Source organism: Leclercia sp. UBA5076 (genome assembly GCF_002416465.1).
GTDB lineage: Bacteria > Pseudomonadota > Gammaproteobacteria > Enterobacterales > Enterobacteriaceae > Enterobacter.
On record NZ_DIAO01000018.1, the window covers coordinates 67,306 to 84,266 of the forward strand.

At 56.4% G+C, this 16,961-nt stretch carries 17 protein-coding genes; 10 read left to right on the top strand and 7 right to left on the bottom strand.

Annotated features, from left to right (window positions below):
• Nucleotides 1–13: 13 nt before the first annotated feature.
• Genes B3X29_RS17585 through B3X29_RS17595 form a run of 3 tightly spaced genes read right to left on the bottom strand, consistent with a single transcriptional unit; the run spans nucleotide 14 to nucleotide 1,841 of the window.
• Nucleotides 14–409, bottom strand: a complete 396-nt coding sequence (locus B3X29_RS17585; protein ID WP_159339518.1) for an MAPEG family protein — start codon at nucleotides 407–409, stop codon at nucleotides 14–16.
• A 50-nt stretch (nucleotides 410–459) separates the two neighbouring features.
• Complete coding sequence (locus tag B3X29_RS17590; RefSeq protein ID WP_103180069.1) at nucleotides 460–1,278, bottom strand: DUF72 domain-containing protein; 819 nt, start codon at nucleotides 1,276–1,278, stop codon at nucleotides 460–462.
• Complete coding sequence (locus B3X29_RS17595) at nucleotides 1,275–1,841, bottom strand: hydrolase (protein WP_103180068.1); 567 nt, start codon at nucleotides 1,839–1,841, stop codon at nucleotides 1,275–1,277. The genes B3X29_RS17590 and B3X29_RS17595 overlap by 4 nt, the downstream gene beginning before the upstream one ends.
• Before the next feature lie 240 nt (nucleotides 1,842–2,081).
• Between B3X29_RS17595 and aspS the strand changes: the two genes are divergently transcribed.
• From aspS to ruvB, 6 genes are all read left to right on the top strand, one after another.
• Entirely contained in the window at nucleotides 2,082–3,854 is a 1,773-nt protein-coding gene (gene aspS / locus B3X29_RS17600) for an aspartate--tRNA ligase (RefSeq protein WP_159339517.1), read from the top strand.
• A 1-nt stretch (nucleotide 3,855) separates the two neighbouring features.
• A complete protein-coding gene (nudB, locus tag B3X29_RS17605; protein ID WP_103180066.1) occupies nucleotides 3,856–4,299 on the top strand; it encodes a dihydroneopterin triphosphate diphosphatase in 444 nt (147 codons plus the stop codon).
• 27 nt (nucleotides 4,300–4,326) lie between these two features.
• A complete protein-coding gene (locus B3X29_RS17610; protein ID WP_103180065.1) occupies nucleotides 4,327–5,067 on the top strand; it encodes a YebC/PmpR family DNA-binding transcriptional regulator in 741 nt (246 codons plus the stop codon).
• Nucleotides 5,068–5,101: 34 nt separating this feature from the next.
• Nucleotides 5,102–5,623: a crossover junction endodeoxyribonuclease RuvC gene (gene ruvC, locus B3X29_RS17615; protein WP_103180064.1), complete on the top strand. Its 522-nt coding sequence runs from the start codon at nucleotides 5,102–5,104 to the stop codon at nucleotides 5,621–5,623.
• Nucleotides 5,624–5,706: 83 nt separating this feature from the next.
• Complete coding sequence (gene ruvA, locus B3X29_RS17620; RefSeq protein ID WP_103180063.1) at nucleotides 5,707–6,318, top strand: Holliday junction branch migration protein RuvA; 612 nt, start codon at nucleotides 5,707–5,709, stop codon at nucleotides 6,316–6,318.
• Between the two features lie 8 nt (nucleotides 6,319–6,326).
• Nucleotides 6,327–7,337, top strand: a complete 1,011-nt coding sequence (ruvB, locus tag B3X29_RS17625) for a Holliday junction branch migration DNA helicase RuvB (RefSeq protein ID WP_103180062.1) — start codon at nucleotides 6,327–6,329, stop codon at nucleotides 7,335–7,337.
• A gap of 101 nt (nucleotides 7,338–7,438) precedes the next feature.
• On the opposite strand, the gene znuB is transcribed toward ruvB, so the two are convergent.
• Both znuB and znuC read right to left on the bottom strand, forming a co-directional pair.
• Entirely contained in the window at nucleotides 7,439–8,224 is a 786-nt protein-coding gene (gene znuB / locus B3X29_RS17630; RefSeq protein WP_159339516.1) for a zinc ABC transporter permease subunit ZnuB, read from the bottom strand.
• On the bottom strand, nucleotides 8,221–8,976 hold the full coding sequence (gene znuC, locus B3X29_RS17635) for a zinc ABC transporter ATP-binding protein ZnuC (protein ID WP_103180060.1): 756 nt from the start codon (nucleotides 8,974–8,976) through the stop codon (nucleotides 8,221–8,223). The genes znuB and znuC overlap by 4 nt, the downstream gene beginning before the upstream one ends.
• 77 nt (nucleotides 8,977–9,053) lie before the next feature.
• Between znuC and znuA the strand changes: the two genes are divergently transcribed.
• From znuA to lpxM, 3 genes are all read left to right on the top strand, one after another.
• Nucleotides 9,054–9,998 (top strand): zinc ABC transporter substrate-binding protein ZnuA, encoded by a 945-nt coding sequence (znuA, locus tag B3X29_RS17640; protein ID WP_159339660.1) that lies wholly within the window; start codon nucleotides 9,054–9,056, stop codon nucleotides 9,996–9,998.
• Nucleotides 9,999–10,013: 15 nt separating this feature from the next.
• The gene (gene mepM, locus B3X29_RS17645) at nucleotides 10,014–11,336 is read left to right on the top strand and encodes a murein DD-endopeptidase MepM (RefSeq protein ID WP_103180059.1); all 1,323 of its coding nucleotides are present in this window, start codon (nucleotides 10,014–10,016) and stop codon (nucleotides 11,334–11,336) included.
• 116 nt (nucleotides 11,337–11,452) lie between these two features.
• Nucleotides 11,453–12,424, top strand: coding sequence for a lauroyl-Kdo(2)-lipid IV(A) myristoyltransferase (gene lpxM, locus B3X29_RS17650; RefSeq protein ID WP_156654755.1), 972 nt, complete (start codon nucleotides 11,453–11,455; stop codon nucleotides 12,422–12,424).
• 111 nt (nucleotides 12,425–12,535) lie between these two features.
• On the opposite strand, the gene pyk is transcribed toward lpxM, so the two are convergent.
• Nucleotides 12,536–13,978 carry a pyruvate kinase gene (pyk, locus tag B3X29_RS17655; RefSeq protein WP_103180057.1) on the bottom strand — a complete coding sequence of 481 codons (1,443 nt, stop codon included), beginning with the start codon at nucleotides 13,976–13,978 and terminating at the stop codon, nucleotides 12,536–12,538.
• A 123-nt stretch (nucleotides 13,979–14,101) separates the two neighbouring features.
• Nucleotides 14,102–15,007 carry a MurR/RpiR family transcriptional regulator gene (locus tag B3X29_RS17660; RefSeq protein ID WP_103180056.1) on the bottom strand — a complete coding sequence of 302 codons (906 nt, stop codon included), beginning with the start codon at nucleotides 15,005–15,007 and terminating at the stop codon, nucleotides 14,102–14,104.
• Nucleotides 15,008–15,330: 323 nt separating this feature from the next.
• Here B3X29_RS17660 and zwf point away from each other — a divergent pair, with 323 nt between their 5' ends.
• Nucleotides 15,331–16,806, top strand: a complete 1,476-nt coding sequence (zwf, locus tag B3X29_RS17665; RefSeq protein WP_159339515.1) for a glucose-6-phosphate dehydrogenase — start codon at nucleotides 15,331–15,333, stop codon at nucleotides 16,804–16,806.
• The last annotated feature ends 155 nt before the right edge of the window (nucleotides 16,807–16,961 follow it).

Genomic DNA, 16,961 nt, shown 5'->3' on the forward strand with positions numbered 1-16,961 from the left:
GGCGTATTGTGCGCTAATGCAGGGAGAAAACCAACTCCCAGGGCATATACCACAGGTTAGCCAGCACCATTAGCACAAGCGAACACCAGGTCGCGCTCATGCCGGAGCGGCGCCAGCGGAACAGACGCTGATGGAGACCATAGTAGTGCATCAGGCGCCCAAGGATCAGCAGCAGGCCGCAGACGTGCACCATCCAGGTCTCTGCGCCATTCATTTCCATAAATAACATCAAGATCAGTGCCGCCGGGAGATATTCCACCGCATTGCCATGAATGCGGATTGCGGTTTGCAACTCAGAGAAACCTCCGTCGCCATAAGAGACGCGGTACAACATCCGCAGGCGCGCAATATCGAACGAAAACTTGATTAACAGCAACGCACCCAGTACCGCATACAGCGCGCAAACCATACAAACTCCCTGTTTTTTGGCAGATGGCACTTCTATGATAGGGGGTGAGCTCAGAAAAGAGAAGATTGCTGCGGAATTGCGGGGGCGTCGCCGATGGACGGTGCCACGGCCTGCAAGGCGTGCCAGAGAGCATCGACCAGTTGTGGCGCCTGGGCGATATCAGGGGTATGCAAAAAAAGATATGGCGTGGCGGTCTGTTCCCACTTCGCCAGAGTCTGTAACCAGACAGCAAACAGCGCCTGGTTTTGCGGCATGTTGTCGCTACCGATAAAACGCACCATCGGATTGCTGGCGGTCATCACCGCATGTACCGGCACCTTCGGTTTTTTACGCTGGGCGTCGATGATGGCCTCGTTATGCGGCACGGCGGCGTGGACCGGGCGGCTGTCGAGAACGGTGCGATTGACGCCGCGCTCATGCAGACCGCGGTTAAGCGCTTTCTCCGCCTCGCCTTTCATGAAGAATTCAGGATGACGAACCTCAACGCCATAAGTGAACTCCCGGGGCAGGGCATCGAGAAACTGCCATAGCGCGGGCAGATCGCGTGGGCCAAAGGTGGCGGGGAGCTGCACCCAGTACTGGCCAATACGGTTGGCCAGCGGCGCCAGGCGGGTAAAAAATTCTGCGGTTAAATCGTCACAGTTACGCAGCGCAGCCTGATGGGAGATGGTAGCCGGGAATTTAAAGCAGAAGCGAAAGTCGTCGTCGGTCTGCTCCCGCCAGCGCGCCACCACTTCAGGTTTAGGCAGGGCATAGAGCGTGGTGTTACCTTCCACGCAATTAAAGTGGCGGGCGTACTCTTCAAGACCCGTTATGCCCAGCCGCACCCATTTCGGGTGCGACCATTGGGGTAACCCCAGATAGATCATAGTGCGTTGATAATCTCTTCGGTGCTGCGTACCCGGCCAATACGCGGGAAGATATTGGTCATACTGCCGAGATGCTGCTCGGCCGAAGCTGCGCTGCAGGCATCTTCGGCGATCACCAGGTTAAAGCCCAGCTCCCAGGCGTTACGGGCGGTGGATTCGACGCCAATATTGGTGGCGATCCCACACAGAACGATCGTATCGATGCCGCGACGACGCAGCTGTAACTCAAGATCGGTGCCGTAAAACGCGCCCCACTGGCGCTTGGTCACTTCGATATCGCTCTCTTGCTTACCCAGTGACAGCGGGTAGTCCCACCAGTTTTCCGGCAGAGCATGGGCAGGGGCTTGTGCATCTACCGGCTGCTTCAGCGCCTCGGCGAAATCAGCGGACCAGCCCACGCGGACCATCACCACCGGCGAACCGCTGGTGCGGCATTTTTCCGCCAGACGAGCACTGCGGCTGACCACATCCTGAGCGGTATGCGGGCCACCGGCAAAGGGCAGGATCCCTTCCTGTAAATCAATCACCACAAGGGCGGTACGGGCAGCGTCGAGTGTGAACATGGTTTTTCCTGTTAAATAGTGAGCCATGCTAATACCTTACGCTGAGCCAGCCTGTTCCAGGTCTGATATTTTTGTTAAATTTTGTGAGAATATGCAAGATGCGAGCAGCAAACGCGCGCATGGCGCGCTTCTCTCTTATCGTCTGGCGGAATTTCCAGTATAATAGCCGCCTTTTTTCATCCAGTTTGACATACAAAAAGCTGCGACATAGTAGCCTGCGGCTAAGTTAAGGGATATCTCATGCGTACAGAATATTGCGGGCAGCTGCGTCAGTCCCACGTCGGACAGCAGGTGACCTTGTGTGGTTGGGTCAACCGTCGTCGTGATCTTGGCAGCCTTATCTTTATCGATATGCGCGACCGTGAAGGCATCGTGCAGGTGTTTTTCGATCCAGACCGCGCCGATGCGTTAAAGCTGGCAGCTGAACTGCGTAACGAGTTCTGCATCCAGGTGACCGGTACCGTGCGTGCGCGTGACGAGAAAAACATCAACAGCGACATGGCGACCGGCGCAATCGAAGTGCTGGCGACCGATCTGACCATCATCAACCGTTCAGAATCGCTGCCGCTGGACTCCAACCACGTCAATACCGAAGAAGCGCGTCTGAAATTCCGCTACCTCGATCTGCGTCGCCCGGAAATGGCCCAGCGCCTGAAAACCCGTGCAAAAATCACCAGCCTGGTGCGCCGCTTTATGGACGATCACGGTTTCCTCGATATCGAAACCCCGATGCTGACCAAAGCGACCCCGGAAGGCGCGCGCGACTACCTCGTGCCATCCCGCGTTCATAAAGGCAAATTCTACGCGCTGCCGCAGTCTCCTCAGCTGTTCAAACAGCTGCTGATGATGTCCGGTTTCGATCGCTACTATCAGATCGTCAAATGCTTCCGTGACGAAGATCTGCGTGCTGACCGTCAGCCAGAATTTACCCAGATAGACGTCGAGACCTCCTTCATGACCGCCGGGCAGGTGCGTGAAGTGATGGAAGCGCTGGTGCGCAGCCTGTGGCTGGACGTGAAGGGTGTGGATCTGGGCGACTTCCCGATCATGACCTTCGCCGAAGCCGAGCGCCGCTACGGTTCCGACAAGCCAGACCTGCGTAACCCGATGGAGCTGGTGGACGTTGCCGACCTGCTGAAAGGCGTTGAGTTTGCGGTCTTCTCTGGCCCGGCTAACGATCCGAAAGGCCGCGTGGCTGCCCTGCGCGTACCGGGCGGTGCGAGCCTGAGCCGTAAGCAGATTGACGACTACGGTAACTTCATCAAGATTTATGGCGCGAAAGGCCTGGCTTACATCAAAGTCACCGAGCGCGCGAAAGGCATCGAAGGCATCACCAGCCCGGTGGCGAAATTCCTGAATGCTGAGATCGTCGAATCCATCCTGGCGCGCACCGAAGCCCAGGACGGCGACATGATCTTCTTCGGCGCAGACAACAAGAAAGTGGTTGCCGACGCGCTGGGCGCACTGCGTCTGAAGCTGGGTAAAGATCTGAACCTGACCGACGAAGCCAAATGGGCGCCGCTGTGGGTTATCGACTTCCCAATGTTTGAAGACGACGGCGAAGGCGGCCTGACCGCTATGCACCACCCGTTCACCTCGCCGAAAGATATGAGCGCGGCAGAGCTGAAAGCGGCGCCGGAAGAGGCCGTGGCGAACGCCTACGATATGGTCATCAACGGCTACGAAGTGGGTGGCGGTTCCGTGCGTATTCACAGCGGTGAAATGCAGCAGACCGTGTTTGGTATTCTGGGCATTAACGAACAAGAGCAGCGCGAGAAGTTTGGCTTCCTGCTGGACGCGCTGAAGTACGGTACTCCACCGCACGCGGGCCTGGCGTTTGGTCTGGATCGTCTGACCATGCTGCTGACCGGTACCGACAACATTCGTGATGTTATCGCCTTCCCGAAAACCACCGCCGCGGCCTGTCTGATGACCGAAGCGCCAAGCTTTGCTAACCCTGCCTCCTTAAGCGAGCTGGGTATCGAAGTGGTGAAAAAGGAAGAGAAAAACTGATATGGCATATAAGCTTCCCGTTTCCGTGTTAGTGATCATTTATGCAGAAGACACGAAGCGGGTGCTGATGTTGCAGCGACGCGACGATCCCGCCTTCTGGCAGTCGGTAACCGGCAGCCTGGAGGAGGGAGAAACCGCGTTGCAGGCCGCCGCGCGCGAAGTAAAGGAAGAGGTCACCATTGACGTTGCTCGCGAGCAACTGACCCTGAAGGACTGTCAGCGCACGGTGGAGTTTGAAATTTTTAGTCATTTACGTCATCGCTATGCGCCGGGGACTGAACGCAATACAGAATCCTGGTTCTGCCTTGCGCTTCCCCACGAACGGGAGATCGTGTTCACCGAACATTTGACCTACCGCTGGGTTAATGCGACCGAAGCCGCGGCGTTAACCAAGTCGTGGAGCAACCGGCAGGCGATTGAAGAATTTGTAATTAACGCCGCCTGAAAGGGCGCGCTCTTTGAGGATATTTTTATGGCAGGTCATAGTAAGTGGGCCAACACCAAACACCGCAAAGCGGCACAGGATGCCAAACGCGGTAAGATCTTTACCAAAATCATTCGTGAGCTGGTTACCGCAGCCCGTCTGGGTGGCGGCGATGCCGGTTCCAACCCGCGTCTGCGCGCAGCGATCGATAAAGCGCTGAGCAACAACATGACCCGTGACACCCTGAACCGTGCTATCGCCCGTGGCGTAGGCGGCGATGAAGACGCGAACATGGAAACCATCATTTATGAAGGTTACGGTCCTGGCGGTACGGCGGTCATGGTTGAGTGTCTGTCCGACAACCGTAACCGTACCGTGGCGGAAGTGCGTCATGCCTTCAGCAAAACCGGTGGCAACCTGGGTACCGACGGTTCCGTTGCCTACCTGTTCAGCAAAAAAGGCGTCATCTCCTTCGAGAAAGGCGACGAAGATGTGATCATGGAAGCGGCGCTGGAAGCGGGTGCTGAAGATGTGGTGACCTATGACGACGGCGCGATTGACGTCTATACCGCATGGGAAGAGATGGGCGCGGTGCGTGATGCACTGGAAGCCGCTGGCCTGAAAGCCGACGCGGCTGAAGTCTCCATGATCCCGTCCACCAAAGCGGATATGGATGCGGAAACCGCACCAAAACTGCTGCGTCTGATCGATATGCTCGAAGATTGCGACGATGTGCAGGAAGTCTACCACAACGGTGAAATCTCCGACGAGGTTGCGGCTACGCTGTAATGGCCCAACGTAAACCAATAACCGGAGCGGCGTGATGGCAATTATTCTCGGTATTGACCCGGGCTCACGCATCACCGGTTATGGCGTTATCCGTCAGGTCGGGCGACAGTTGACCTACCTGGGCAGTGGTTGTATCCGTACCAAAGTGGACGATCTGCCGTCGCGCCTGAAGCTGATCTATGCGGGCGTGACGGAGATCATCACCCAGTTCCAGCCGGACTATTTCGCCATTGAACAGGTATTTATGGCGAAAAACGCCGACTCGGCGCTGAAGCTTGGCCAGGCGCGCGGCGTGGCGATTGTCGCGGCGGTGAATCAGGATCTGCCGGTGTTTGAATACGCCGCACGGCAGGTTAAGCAGACCGTGGTGGGAATTGGCAGTGCGGAAAAAAGCCAGGTGCAGCACATGGTGCGTACCCTGCTTAAACTGCCCGCCAATCCGCAGGCGGATGCTGCCGATGCCCTGGCGATCGCCATTACCCATTGCCACATCAGCCAGAATGCGGTGCAGATGAGCGAATCGCGGCTCAATCTGGCGCGCGGTCGATTGCGCTAAATGTAAAAATCAGGCTGGATGTTTATCCAGCCTTTTTTTATTATGGCAGCGGTAACTTTTAGCCCTTAACGCAGGAGCGTCACGTGATAGGCAGACTCAGAGGCATCATTCTAGAAAAACAACCCCCGATAGTGCTGCTTGAGACCGGAGGCGTGGGCTATGAAGTCCATATGCCGATGACCTGTTTCTATGAATTGCCGGACGCGGGCAAGGAAGCGATCGTCTTTACCCACTTTGTGGTGCGTGAAGATGCCCAGCTGCTGTATGGCTTTAACAACAAGCAGGAGCGCACCCTGTTTAAAGAGCTGATTAAAACCAACGGCGTGGGGCCAAAACTGGCGCTGGCCATCCTCTCCGGGATGTCGGCTCCGCAGTTCGTTAACGCCGTAGAGCGTGAAGATCCCGCGGCTCTGGTTAAGCTCCCTGGCATCGGTAAGAAAACGGCCGAGCGCCTGATTGTCGAGATGAAAGATCGCTTTAAAGGTCTGCATGGCGATCTGTTTACCCCTGCCGCCGACCTGGTGCTGACCTCACCGGCTGGCCCGGCAACAGACGATGCGGAACAGGAAGCGGTTGCCGCGCTGGTGGCGCTGGGCTATAAACCTCAGGAAGCGAGCCGGATGATTAGCAAAGTGGCTAAACCGGACGCCACCAGTGAAACCCTGATTCGTGAAGCGCTGCGCGCCGCATTGTGAGGTAAAGGATGATTGAAGCAGACCGTCTGGTCTCGGCAGGCAGTGTTCAGACAGAAGATCTGGTGGACAGGGCGATCCGCCCGAAACTGCTTGATGAGTATATTGGCCAGCCACAGGTGCGTTCGCAGATGGAGATCTTTATCCAGGCGGCGAAACTTCGCGGCGATGCCCTCGATCACCTGTTGATTTTCGGCCCGCCGGGGCTCGGGAAAACGACCCTCGCAAATATCGTCGCCAATGAGATGGGCGTTAACCTGCGCACCACCTCCGGCCCGGTGCTGGAAAAGGCAGGGGATCTGGCGGCGATGCTGACCAACCTTGAACCCCACGACGTGCTGTTTATCGATGAGATCCACCGCCTGTCACCGGTGGTGGAAGAGGTGCTCTATCCGGCGATGGAAGATTACCAGCTGGATATCATGATTGGCGAAGGTCCGGCTGCGCGTTCGATTAAGATTGATCTGCCGCCTTTCACGTTGATTGGCGCCACCACCCGCGCCGGGTCGTTAACGTCACCGCTGCGCGATCGTTTCGGCATTGTGCAGCGTCTTGAGTTTTATCAGGTGCCCGATCTCCAGCATATCGTCAGCCGCAGCGCGCGCTTTATGGGGCTGGATATGAGCGAAGAGGGGGCCTTTGAAGTGGCGAAGCGTTCCCGCGGTACGCCACGTATCGCCAACCGGCTGCTGCGCAGGGTGCGTGATTTTGCCGAGGTGAAGCACGACGGCACGATTTCGCATGAGATCGCCGCCCAGGCGCTGGATATGCTGAACGTCGATGCTGAAGGGTTCGACTATATGGATCGCAAGCTGCTGCTGGCGGTGCTGGATAAATTCTTTGGCGGGCCGGTCGGGCTGGATAACCTGGCGGCGGCGATTGGCGAAGAGCGTGAGACCATTGAAGATGTGCTGGAGCCCTATCTGATCCAGCAGGGCTTTTTGCAGCGTACGCCGCGCGGGCGCATGGCGACGGTGCGGGCCTGGGATCACTTTGGCATTACGCCGCCGGAGATGCCGTAACCTCGGCGGAAGTTGCCGGATGGCGGCTGCGCCTTATCCGGCCTACAAAAGCGCGATCCTGTAGGCCCGGTAAGCGTAGCGCCACCGGGCAATTAATGACCTTAGCTGGCTGGTTTCTTCATCATGCTGAAGATAAACAGCACTGCCGCGCACAGCACGACCGACGGTCCGGCAGGGGTGTCGTAAAACGCCGAGAAGGTGAGCCCGCCGGTGACGGCAATCATCCCTACACCCACGGCTACACCGGCCATCTGCTCCGGGGTACGGGCAAAACGACGGGCGGTGGCGGCTGGGATAATCAGCAGTGAGGTGATGATCAGCGCCCCGACAAACTTCATCGCCACGCCAATGGTCAGGGCGGTGACCAGCATCAGCAGCAGCTTCACGCGCTGCAGCTTCACGCCATCTACAAAGGCTAAATCCGGGCTGATGGTCATAGCCAGCAGGTTACGCCACTGCCACAGCAGGATTGCGAGGACAATCACCACCCCGATGGCAATGGCGATCAGATCGTCAGGTGTCACCGCCAGCAGATCGCCAAACAGATAGGCCATTAGATCCACGCGGATATTGGACATCATGCTGACCACCACCAGACCCAGCGACAGGGCGCTGTGGGCCATGATCCCAAGCAGCGTATCCACCGCCAGGTGCGGGCGCTTCTCCAGCCAGACCAGGCCGGCGGCCAGCAGCAGCGTAACCACAATCACCGCGTAGAATGGATTCACATCCAGCAGCAAACCAAACGCCACTCCCAGCAGGGAAGCGTGCGCCAGCGTATCGCCAAAGTAGGACATCCGGCGCCAGACAACAAACGAGCCCAGTGGACCCGCCGCGCAGGCGAGCATCATCCCGGCCAGCCAGCCGGGCAGTAAGAGTTCAATCATGAGTTACCGTTTCCCCGGCGAAGGACAATGCGTCCCTGCAAATCATGGCGGTGGTTGTGATGGTGGCGATAAATGCCCAGCTGTTCGGCACCGCGAGGACCAAACATCGAGATAAACTCCGGATGCATGGAGACCACTTCCGGCGTGCCGGAGCAGCAGATGTGATGGTTAAGACAAAGCACTTCGTCCGTTTTCGCCATGACCAGATGCAGGTCGTGCGACACCATCAGCACAGCGCAGTCCAGCTCTTTACGTAGCTGATCGATGAGGTCATACAGGGCAACCTGACCGTTGACATCCACGCCCTGAGTCGGCTCGTCGAGCACCAGCAGCTGCGGCTTATTCAGCAGGGCGCGGGCCAGCAGCACGCGCTGGGTTTCGCCGCCGGAGAGTTTTTGCAGGGGCGCGTCGATAAGATGCCCGGCCTGTACCCGCTTGAGCGCCGGAAGAATATCCTCTTTACGCGTATCGGGACGCAGACGCAGGAAACGGCTGACCGTCAGCGGCAGCGTGGCGTCCAGATGCAGTTTCTGAGGGACATAGCCAATACGTAGCTGCCGATCACGCTTGATCAGGCCCGCATCGGGTGCTACCAGGCCGAGTACAAGCCGCACCAGCGTTGATTTACCCGCGCCGTTGGGGCCGAGTAACGTCAGAATTTTGCCAGGCTTCAGATCCAGCGAAACGTCAGAGAGGACGCGGCGCTGGCCAAATGAAACCGAAATATTTTCGAGAGAAACCAAAGTCGTCATATCAATTTATGCTTGCAGAAGTCATCGAATGTTATAATATCACATTCCACATGTTCATTACGATGATTAGTCGCATTATGTTACAGAAAAATACGCTTCTTTTCGCAGCATTATCCGCTGCTCTTTGGGGTACCGCAGTACAAGATGTTAACGCCGCCGTTGTCGCTTCGCTTAAACCGCTCGGTTTTATCGCTTCCGCTATCGCAGATGGCGTCACCGAAACCCAGGTTTTATTGCCTGATGGCGCGTCAGAGCATGACTACTCCCTGCGCCCTTCGGACGTAAAACGTTTACAAAACGCGGACTTAGTTGTATGGATTGGCCCGGAGATGGAAGCCTTCATGCAGAAGTCAGCGAGTCAGTTGCCTGACGCTAAACAGGTTAACATCTCTGGCCTTGCAGGTGTGAAACCGCTTCTCATGAAAGGGGCGGATGATGACGAGCACGACCACGATCATGGCCACGGTGCCGAGGAAAAAGGTGACGAGCATCACCATCACGGTGACTACAACATGCACCTTTGGCTTTCACCAGAAATAGCGCGGCTGTCAGCGGTTGCAATCCATGAAAAATTAGTGGAACTTATGCCGCAAAGTCGAGCCAAACTAGACGCCAACCTGAAGGATTTTGAGGCACAACTTGCCGCAACCGACAAGCAGGTGGGTACCGAGCTCGCACCATTGAAAGGTAAGGGATATTTCGTTTTTCATGATGCCTATGGCTACTACGAAAAACACTACGGTCTTACGCCGCTTGGCCACTTCACCGTGAATCCAGAAATTCAACCTGGTGCGCAGCGTTTACATGAAATCAGAACACAGTTGGTTGAGCAAAAAGCGACCTGCGTTTTTGCTGAGCCACAGTTCAGGCCAGCGGTCGTTGAAGCCGTGGCAAGGGGAACGTCCGTCCGTATGGGCACCCTTGACCCACTGGGAACCTCTATCCAGTTGAGCAAAGCGAGCTATTCACAGTTCCTCAGCCAACTGGCGAACCAGTATGCGAGCTGCCTGAAAGGAGATTAACGAGGAAGTGATTACGTGCAACAGATAGCCCGCTCTGTCGCCCTGGCATTTAACAATCTGCCCCGGCCCCACCGCGTCATGCTGGGGTCGCTTACAGTTCTCACCTTAGCGGTCGCCGTCTGGCGGCCCTTTGTATACCACCCAAATTCCGCGCCAGTTATCAGAACCATTGAGCTGGAAAAGAGTGAAATTCGCTCCTTGCTGCCGGAAGCCAGTGAACCTATCGACCAGGCCCCGCAGGAAGAAGAAGCGATTCCGCAGGATGAGCTTGATGAAAAGACCGAAGCCGAAGTGGGCGTACACGAATATGTCGTGTCAACGGGCGATACATTAAGCAGCGTTCTTAACCAGTACGGCATTGAAATGGGTGAAATCAGCCAGCTTGCTGCGTCTGATAAAGATCTGCGGAACCTGAAAATCGGTCAACAGCTCTCCTGGACCCTCACCGATAACGGTGACTTGCAGCGCCTGACCTGGGAAGTCTCCCGTCGTGAAACCCGTACTTACGATCGTACTGAAAACGGTTTCAAGATGAGCAGCGAAATGCAGCAGGGTGACTGGGTTAACAGCGCCATCAAAGGTACCTTAAGTGGCGGCAGTTTTGTTGCCAGCGCCCGTGATGCGGGGCTGACCAGCGGTGAAATCAGCTCGGTGATCAAAGCCATGCAGTGGCAGATGGACTTCCGTAAGCTGAAAAAAGGCGATTCGTTTTCGGTGCTGATGTCCCGCGAAATGCTGGACGGCAAGCGCGAGCAGAGCCAGCTGCTGGGCGTCCGTCTACGCACGGATGGTAAAGATTATTACGCCATCCGCGCCGAAGACGGTAAATTCTACGATCGTAACGGTACGGGTCTGGCGAAAGGCTTTTTACGCTTCCCGACGTCGAAACAGTTCCGCGTCTCTTCGAACTTTAACCCGCGTCGTCTGAATCCGGTCACTGGCCGTGTTGCGCCGCACCGTGGGGTGGATTTCGCCATGCCGCAGGGTACGCCGGTTCTGGCTGTCGGTGACGGCGAAGTGGTAATGGCAAAACGCAGCGGCGCGGCGGGCTATTATGTCGCCATACGTCACGGGCGCACCTACACCACGCGCTATATGCACCTGCGTAAGCTGCTGGTGAAGCCGGGCCAGAAAGTGAAACGTGGCGACCGTATTGCGCTGTCGGGCAATACCGGGCGTTCTACCGGCCCGCATCTGCACTATGAAGTGTGGATCAACCAGCAGGCGGTCAACCCGTTAACGGCGAAGCTGCCGCGCACCGAAGGGCTGACCGGTAAAGACCGCACCGATTATCTGGCGCAGGTCAAAGAGGTTATTCCCCAGCTGACCCTGAATTAATTCAGCAGCGTTAAAAGCCGGTGCACTCCTGCACCGGCTTTTTCTTTTGTGCGTTGCACATGGCCTCGCTAAACTATCTCATCACTCTTTAAAGCATCACCCGCCCTGGAAAAAGCATGGAAACCAAAAAGAACAATAGTGAATACATTCCTGAATTTGAGAAATCGTTTCGTCATCCGCGCTTCTGGGGCGCCTGGCTGGGTGTCTATGCGTTTGCAGGTATTGCGATGCTGCCGCCCGCCCTGCGCGATCCGCTGCTCGGCAAAGTGGGGCGCCTGGCGGGCAAACTGGGCAAAAGCGCCCGTCGTCGCGCCCAGATAAACCTGTTTTACTGCTTCCCGGAGAAGAGCGAGGCAGAACGCGAAGCCATCATTGATGAGATGTTTACTACCGCGCCGCAGGCGATGGCGATGATGGCTGAGCTGGCCTTACGCGGGCCGGAAAAAGTGACCAGCCGGGTCGACTGGAAGGGGCTGGAGATCGTCGAAGAGATGCGTCGCAACGACGAAAAGGTGATCTTCCTGGTGCCGCACGGCTGGGGCGTGGATATTCCGGCGATGCTGATGGCCTCGCAAGGGCAAAAAATGGCGGCGATGTTCCATAATCAGGGAAATAAGGTCTTTGATTATGTCTGGAACACCGTGCGTCGTCGCTTCGGCGGACGCCTGCATGCCCGTAACGACGGGATCAAACCCTTTATCAAGTCCGTACGCCAGGGCTACTGGGGCTACTATCTGCCGGACCAGGATCACGGGCCGGAACATAGCGAGTTTGTCGATTTCTTTGCCACCTATAAAGCGACGTTACCCGCCATTGGCCGCTTGATGAAGGTGTGTCAGGCGCGGGTGATCCCGTTATTCCCCATTTACGACGGCAAAACCCATCGCCTGACGATTGAAGTCCGCCCACCGATGGACGATCTGCTCACCGCGGACGACAACACTATTGCACGCCGGATGAACGAAGAGGTGGAGATTCTGGTGGGGCCCCACGCGGAGCAATACACCTGGATCCTGAAACTGCTGAAGACGCGCAAGCCCGGCGAGAAAGAGCCCTATAAGCGTAAAGAGCTCTATCCGAAGAAATAAAAAATCCCCCGGAAACGGGGGATTTTTTTATTGCCCGGCGGCGCTGCGCTTGCACGGGCCTACGGACCTGTAGGCCGGGTAAGCGCAGCGCCACCCGGCGAAACCGTCGGATTATTCGACGGTCATCACGCGGGTGGTGTTGGTCGAGCCGATGGTGCTCATCACATCGCCCTGAGTGACGATAACGATATCGCCGGAGACAAGATAGCCTTTGTCGCGCAGCAGGTTCACGGCGTCGTTCGCCGCGGCCACACCGTCGTTATTGCTGTCGAAGAACACCGGCGTCACGCCGCGATAGAGCGCGGTCAGGTTCAGGGTGCGCTCATGACGGGACATGGCGAAGATCGGCAGGCCGGAGCTGATACGGGAGGTCATCAGCGCAGTACGGCCCGATTCGGTCATGGTGATGATCGCCGTCACGCCCTTCAGGTGGTTCGCCGCGTACATGGCGGACATCGCAATCGCTTCTTCGACGTTGTCGAACTGAATGTCCAGACGGTGTTTAGAAACGTTGATGCTTGGGATCTTCTCTGCACCCAGGCAGACGCGCGCCATTGCAGCCACGGTCTCCGCCGGGTACTGGCCGGCAGCGGTTTCCGCAGAGAGCATCACGGCATCGGTGCCGTCGAGGACGGCGTTCGCCACGTCCATCACTTCCGCACGGGTCGGCATTGGGTTGGTGATCATCGACTCCATCATCTGGGTTGCGGTGATCACGGAGCGGTTAAGCTGACGCGCACGGCGGATCAGCGCTTTCTGGATCCCGACCAGTTCCGGGTCGCCAATCTCAACGCCCAGGTCACCACGGGCAACCATCACCACATCAGACGCCAGGATGATGTCATCCATCGCATCCTGGCTGCAGACCGCTTCAGCACGTTCTACTTTCGCCACGATTTTGGCATCGCAGCCAGCGTCGCGCGCCAGACGGCGGGCATAGTTCAGATCTTCGCCACAGCGCGGGAAGGAGACGGCCAGATAATCCACGCCGATATCCGCGGCGGTGATGATGTCAGCTTTGTCTTTTTCGGTCAGGGCTTCAGCAGAGAGACCGCCGCCCAGCTTGTTGATGCCTTTGTTGTTGGAGAGCGGGCCGCCAACGGTCACTTCGGTGAAGACCTTCATGCCCTGAACGTCGAGCACCTTCAGCTGAACGCGACCATCGTCCAGCAGCAGGATATCGCCCGGCACCACGTCAGCGGGCAGGCCCTTGTAGTCGATGCCCACTTTCTCTTTATCGCCTTCGCCTTTGCTCAGGTTGGCATCCAGCAGGAACTTATCCCCGATATTGAGGAAAACTTTGCCTTCTTTGAAGGTGGATACACGGATTTTTGGACCCTGCAGATCACCGAGGATAGCGACATGACGTCCCAGTTTTGCCGCGATCTCACGGACCTTGTCTGCACGTAATTTATGATCTTCTGGCGTACCGTGAGAGAAGTTCATACGCACGACGTTGGCCCCTGCGGCGATAATTTTCTCAAGGTTATTATCGCGGTCAGTAGCCGGGCCTAAGGTGGTAACGATCTTGGTTCTGCGAAGCCTTCTGGACATGTAATACTCCGTTGTCTAAAACAACCTGGTGTTGCGTGAACGATGATTCGGCACGTTGTCCGTCTTTAATAGCAACAGCAAACTTACCGAATGCCGAAAAAAGTAACAACTTTGTAATTGAAATCAGGGAATGTCACCCTTGATGAACAATTCTTTATCAAAACGCGATTCCTTGAGCGCTTCTTTGACACGCTTCAAGTTATCTCTGAATTTCGCCCCGCGGCGCAGGGTAAAACCGGTCGCCAGCACATCGATGACGGTGAGCTGCGCCAGACGGGACACCATCGGCATGTAGATATCGGTGTCTTCCGGCACGTCGAGCGTGATCGCCAGCGTCGCTTCACGCGCCAGCGGCGTCCCGGTGGAGGTGAGGGCGATCACCATGGCATCGTTTTCACGCGCCAGCTGGGCCAGTTCGACCAGACTTTTGGTGCGGCCAGTATGTGATATCAGCACCACCACGTCATCTTCGTTACAATTCATACAGCTCATGCGTTGCAGCACGATGTCGTCGGAATAGATAACCGGGACGTTAAAGCGAAAAAATTTATTCATCGCATCGTGAGCGACAGCGGCGGAGGAACCGAGGCCAAAGAAAGCAATTTTCTTCGCCTGGGTCAGCAGATCGACAGCGCGGTTAACCGAGGTCATATCCAGCGACTGGCGAACCTGATCCAGCGTCGCCATGGCCGATTCGAAAATTTTGCCCGTATAGGCTTCCACGCTGTCGTCTTCATCGACATTGCGGTTCACATAGGGCGTACCGTTCGCCAGACTTTGCGCCAGATGCAGTTTAAAATCGGGAAATCCGCGCGTCTCCATGCTGCGGCAGAACCGATTGACGGTCGGTTCACTGACCCCGGACTCCTGTGCCAGGGCGGCAATGCTGGAATGAATGGCCTGAGCGGGCGCGGCGAGAATTACTTCAGCCACTTTTCGCTCGGATTTGCTAAGGTGTTCCAGTTGAAACTGGATTTTTTCCAGCATGTTCATTATTAACACAGCGCTCATCGGTGGAAGCGATTTCATAAATGGGTGAAATCGCGATTCGAATTAGCAAGAATATACGCCTGTGATAGTCCGAAAAGGACAAACCATGGAAAAAATGTTGTTGTTTTTTTTCATTACTTGATCGCTGTCGGATTTTAGCAACGGCGTGACTGAGCAAAGTTTCACCAGTTTCATCGCCCTTACCTTCGCTGCTGCGCGCTCCGGGCGAAATATCGCCGTATCGCACGGGAGGATAAGCGCAAATGGTTTCGGGAATGACGTAAAAGCAGTAGAGTGCATTGTAATAAAATTACAACGATATTCTGGCAAAAGCACCAGGATATCCAACTGAGGAGAATGACATGGCGGTAACGCAAACAGCCCAGGCATGTGACCTGGTCATTTTCGGCGCGAAAGGCGATCTTGCACGCCGTAAATTGCTGCCTTCCCTGTATCAACTGGAAAAAGCGGGTCAAATCCACCCGGAGACCCGCATTCTGGGCGTGGGTCGTGCGGACTGGGATAAAGACGCGTATACCAAAGTCGTGCGCGAAGCACTCGAAACTTTCATGAAAGAGAAAATCGATGAAAGTTTGTGGGACAAGCTGAGCGGGCGTCTCGATTTCTGCAACCTCGACGTTAACGACACGTCGGCATTTGCTAATCTGAGCGCAATGCTCGATCAAAAAAATCGCGTTACCATTAACTACTTCGCCATGCCGCCAAGCACCTTCGGCGCCATCTGCAAAGGGCTGGGTGAAGCGAACCTCAACGCCATGCCCGCGCGCGTGGTGATGGAAAAACCGCTGGGCACCTCCCTTGCCACCTCCCGCGAAATCAACGACCAGGTCGGCGAATACTTCGAAGAGTGCCAGGTTTACCGTATCGACCACTATCTGGGCAAAGAGACGGTACTGAACCTGCTGGCGCTGCGCTTTGCCAACTCCCTGTTTGTGAATAACTGGGATAACCGCACCATCGATCACGTTGAGATCACCGTGGCAGAAGAGGTGGGCATTGAAGGGCGCTGGGGTTACTTCGACCAGGCCGGCCAGATGCGCGACATGATCCAGAACCACCTCCTGCAGGTGCTCTGCATGATCGCCATGTCTCCGCCGTCAGATCTCACTGCGGACAGCATCCGCGACGCGAAAGTAAAAGTATTGAAATCGCTGCGCCGTATCGACCGCTCTAACGTGCGTGAGAAGACGGTACGCGGCCAGTACACTGCCGGGTTTGCCCAGGGCAAAAAAGTGCCAGGCTACCTGGAAGAAGAGGGCGCGAACAAATCCAGCAACACCGAGACGTTTGTGGCGATCCGCGTGGACATTGATGACTGGCGCTGGGCGGGGGTTCCGTTCTACCTGCGTACCGGTAAACGTCTGCCTGCGAAATGCTCTGAAGTGGTTGTCTATTTCAAAAATCCAGAACTGAACCTGTTCAAAGAGTCCTGGCAGGAGCTGCCGCAGAACAAACTGACCATCCGTCTGCAGCCGGACGAGGGTGTGGACATTCAGGTGCTGAACAAAGTGCCGGGCCTGGACCACAAACACAACCTCCAGACCACCAAGCTGGATCTGAGCTACTCCGAAACCTTCAACCAGACCCATCTGGCGGATGCGTACGAACGTCTGCTGCTGGAAACCATGCGCGGTATCCAGGCGCTGTTCGTCCGTCGTGACGAAGTGGAAGAGGCGTGGAAGTGGGTCGACTCCATCACCGAAGCGTGGGCAGCGGATCAGGATGCACCGAAACCGTATCAGGCGGGCACCTGGGGACCGGTCGCCTCGGTGGCGATGATCACCCGTGATGGCCGTTCCTGGAACGAGTTTGAGTAAGGCTGACCGCTAATCCCTACGGGGTATTTTACCGGTAACATGATCTGGCTCAGGCCAGCGTGCAATTTTTAATCATTTAAGCCCCGGGTGGATTTCCACCCGGGGCTTTTTTTATTACACTGCCAGCAGCGATTTTGCCCCAGGGCTCCGGCAAT

Bases quoted from the DNA above. Each gene is read 5' to 3' on its own strand.
- B3X29_RS17595 (WP_103180068.1), bottom strand. From the start codon at position 1,841: ATGTTCACACTCGACGCTGCCCGTACCGCCCTTGTGGTGATTGATTTA.
- nudB (WP_103180066.1), top strand. From the start codon at position 3,856: ATGGCATATAAGCTTCCCGTTTCCGTGTTAGTGATCATTTATGCAGAA.
- znuA (WP_159339660.1), top strand. From the start codon at position 9,054: ATGTTACAGAAAAATACGCTTCTTTTCGCAGCATTATCCGCTGCTCTT.
- B3X29_RS17660 (WP_103180056.1), bottom strand. From the start codon at position 15,007: ATGAAATCGCTTCCACCGATGAGCGCTGTGTTAATAATGAACATGCTG.
- B3X29_RS17585 (WP_159339518.1), bottom strand. From the start codon at position 409: ATGGTTTGCGCGCTGTATGCGGTACTGGGTGCGTTGCTGTTAATCAAG.
- aspS (WP_159339517.1), top strand. From the start codon at position 2,082: ATGCGTACAGAATATTGCGGGCAGCTGCGTCAGTCCCACGTCGGACAG.
- B3X29_RS17590 (WP_103180069.1), bottom strand. From the start codon at position 1,278: ATGATCTATCTGGGGTTACCCCAATGGTCGCACCCGAAATGGGTGCGG.
- ruvC (WP_103180064.1), top strand. From the start codon at position 5,102: ATGGCAATTATTCTCGGTATTGACCCGGGCTCACGCATCACCGGTTAT.
- ruvB (WP_103180062.1), top strand. From the start codon at position 6,327: ATGATTGAAGCAGACCGTCTGGTCTCGGCAGGCAGTGTTCAGACAGAA.
- znuB (WP_159339516.1), bottom strand. From the start codon at position 8,224: ATGATTGAACTCTTACTGCCCGGCTGGCTGGCCGGGATGATGCTCGCC.
- zwf (WP_159339515.1), top strand. From the start codon at position 15,331: ATGGCGGTAACGCAAACAGCCCAGGCATGTGACCTGGTCATTTTCGGC.
- znuC (WP_103180060.1), bottom strand. From the start codon at position 8,976: ATGACGACTTTGGTTTCTCTCGAAAATATTTCGGTTTCATTTGGCCAG.
- lpxM (WP_156654755.1), top strand. From the start codon at position 11,453: ATGGAAACCAAAAAGAACAATAGTGAATACATTCCTGAATTTGAGAAA.
- pyk (WP_103180057.1), bottom strand. From the start codon at position 13,978: ATGTCCAGAAGGCTTCGCAGAACCAAGATCGTTACCACCTTAGGCCCG.
- B3X29_RS17610 (WP_103180065.1), top strand. From the start codon at position 4,327: ATGGCAGGTCATAGTAAGTGGGCCAACACCAAACACCGCAAAGCGGCA.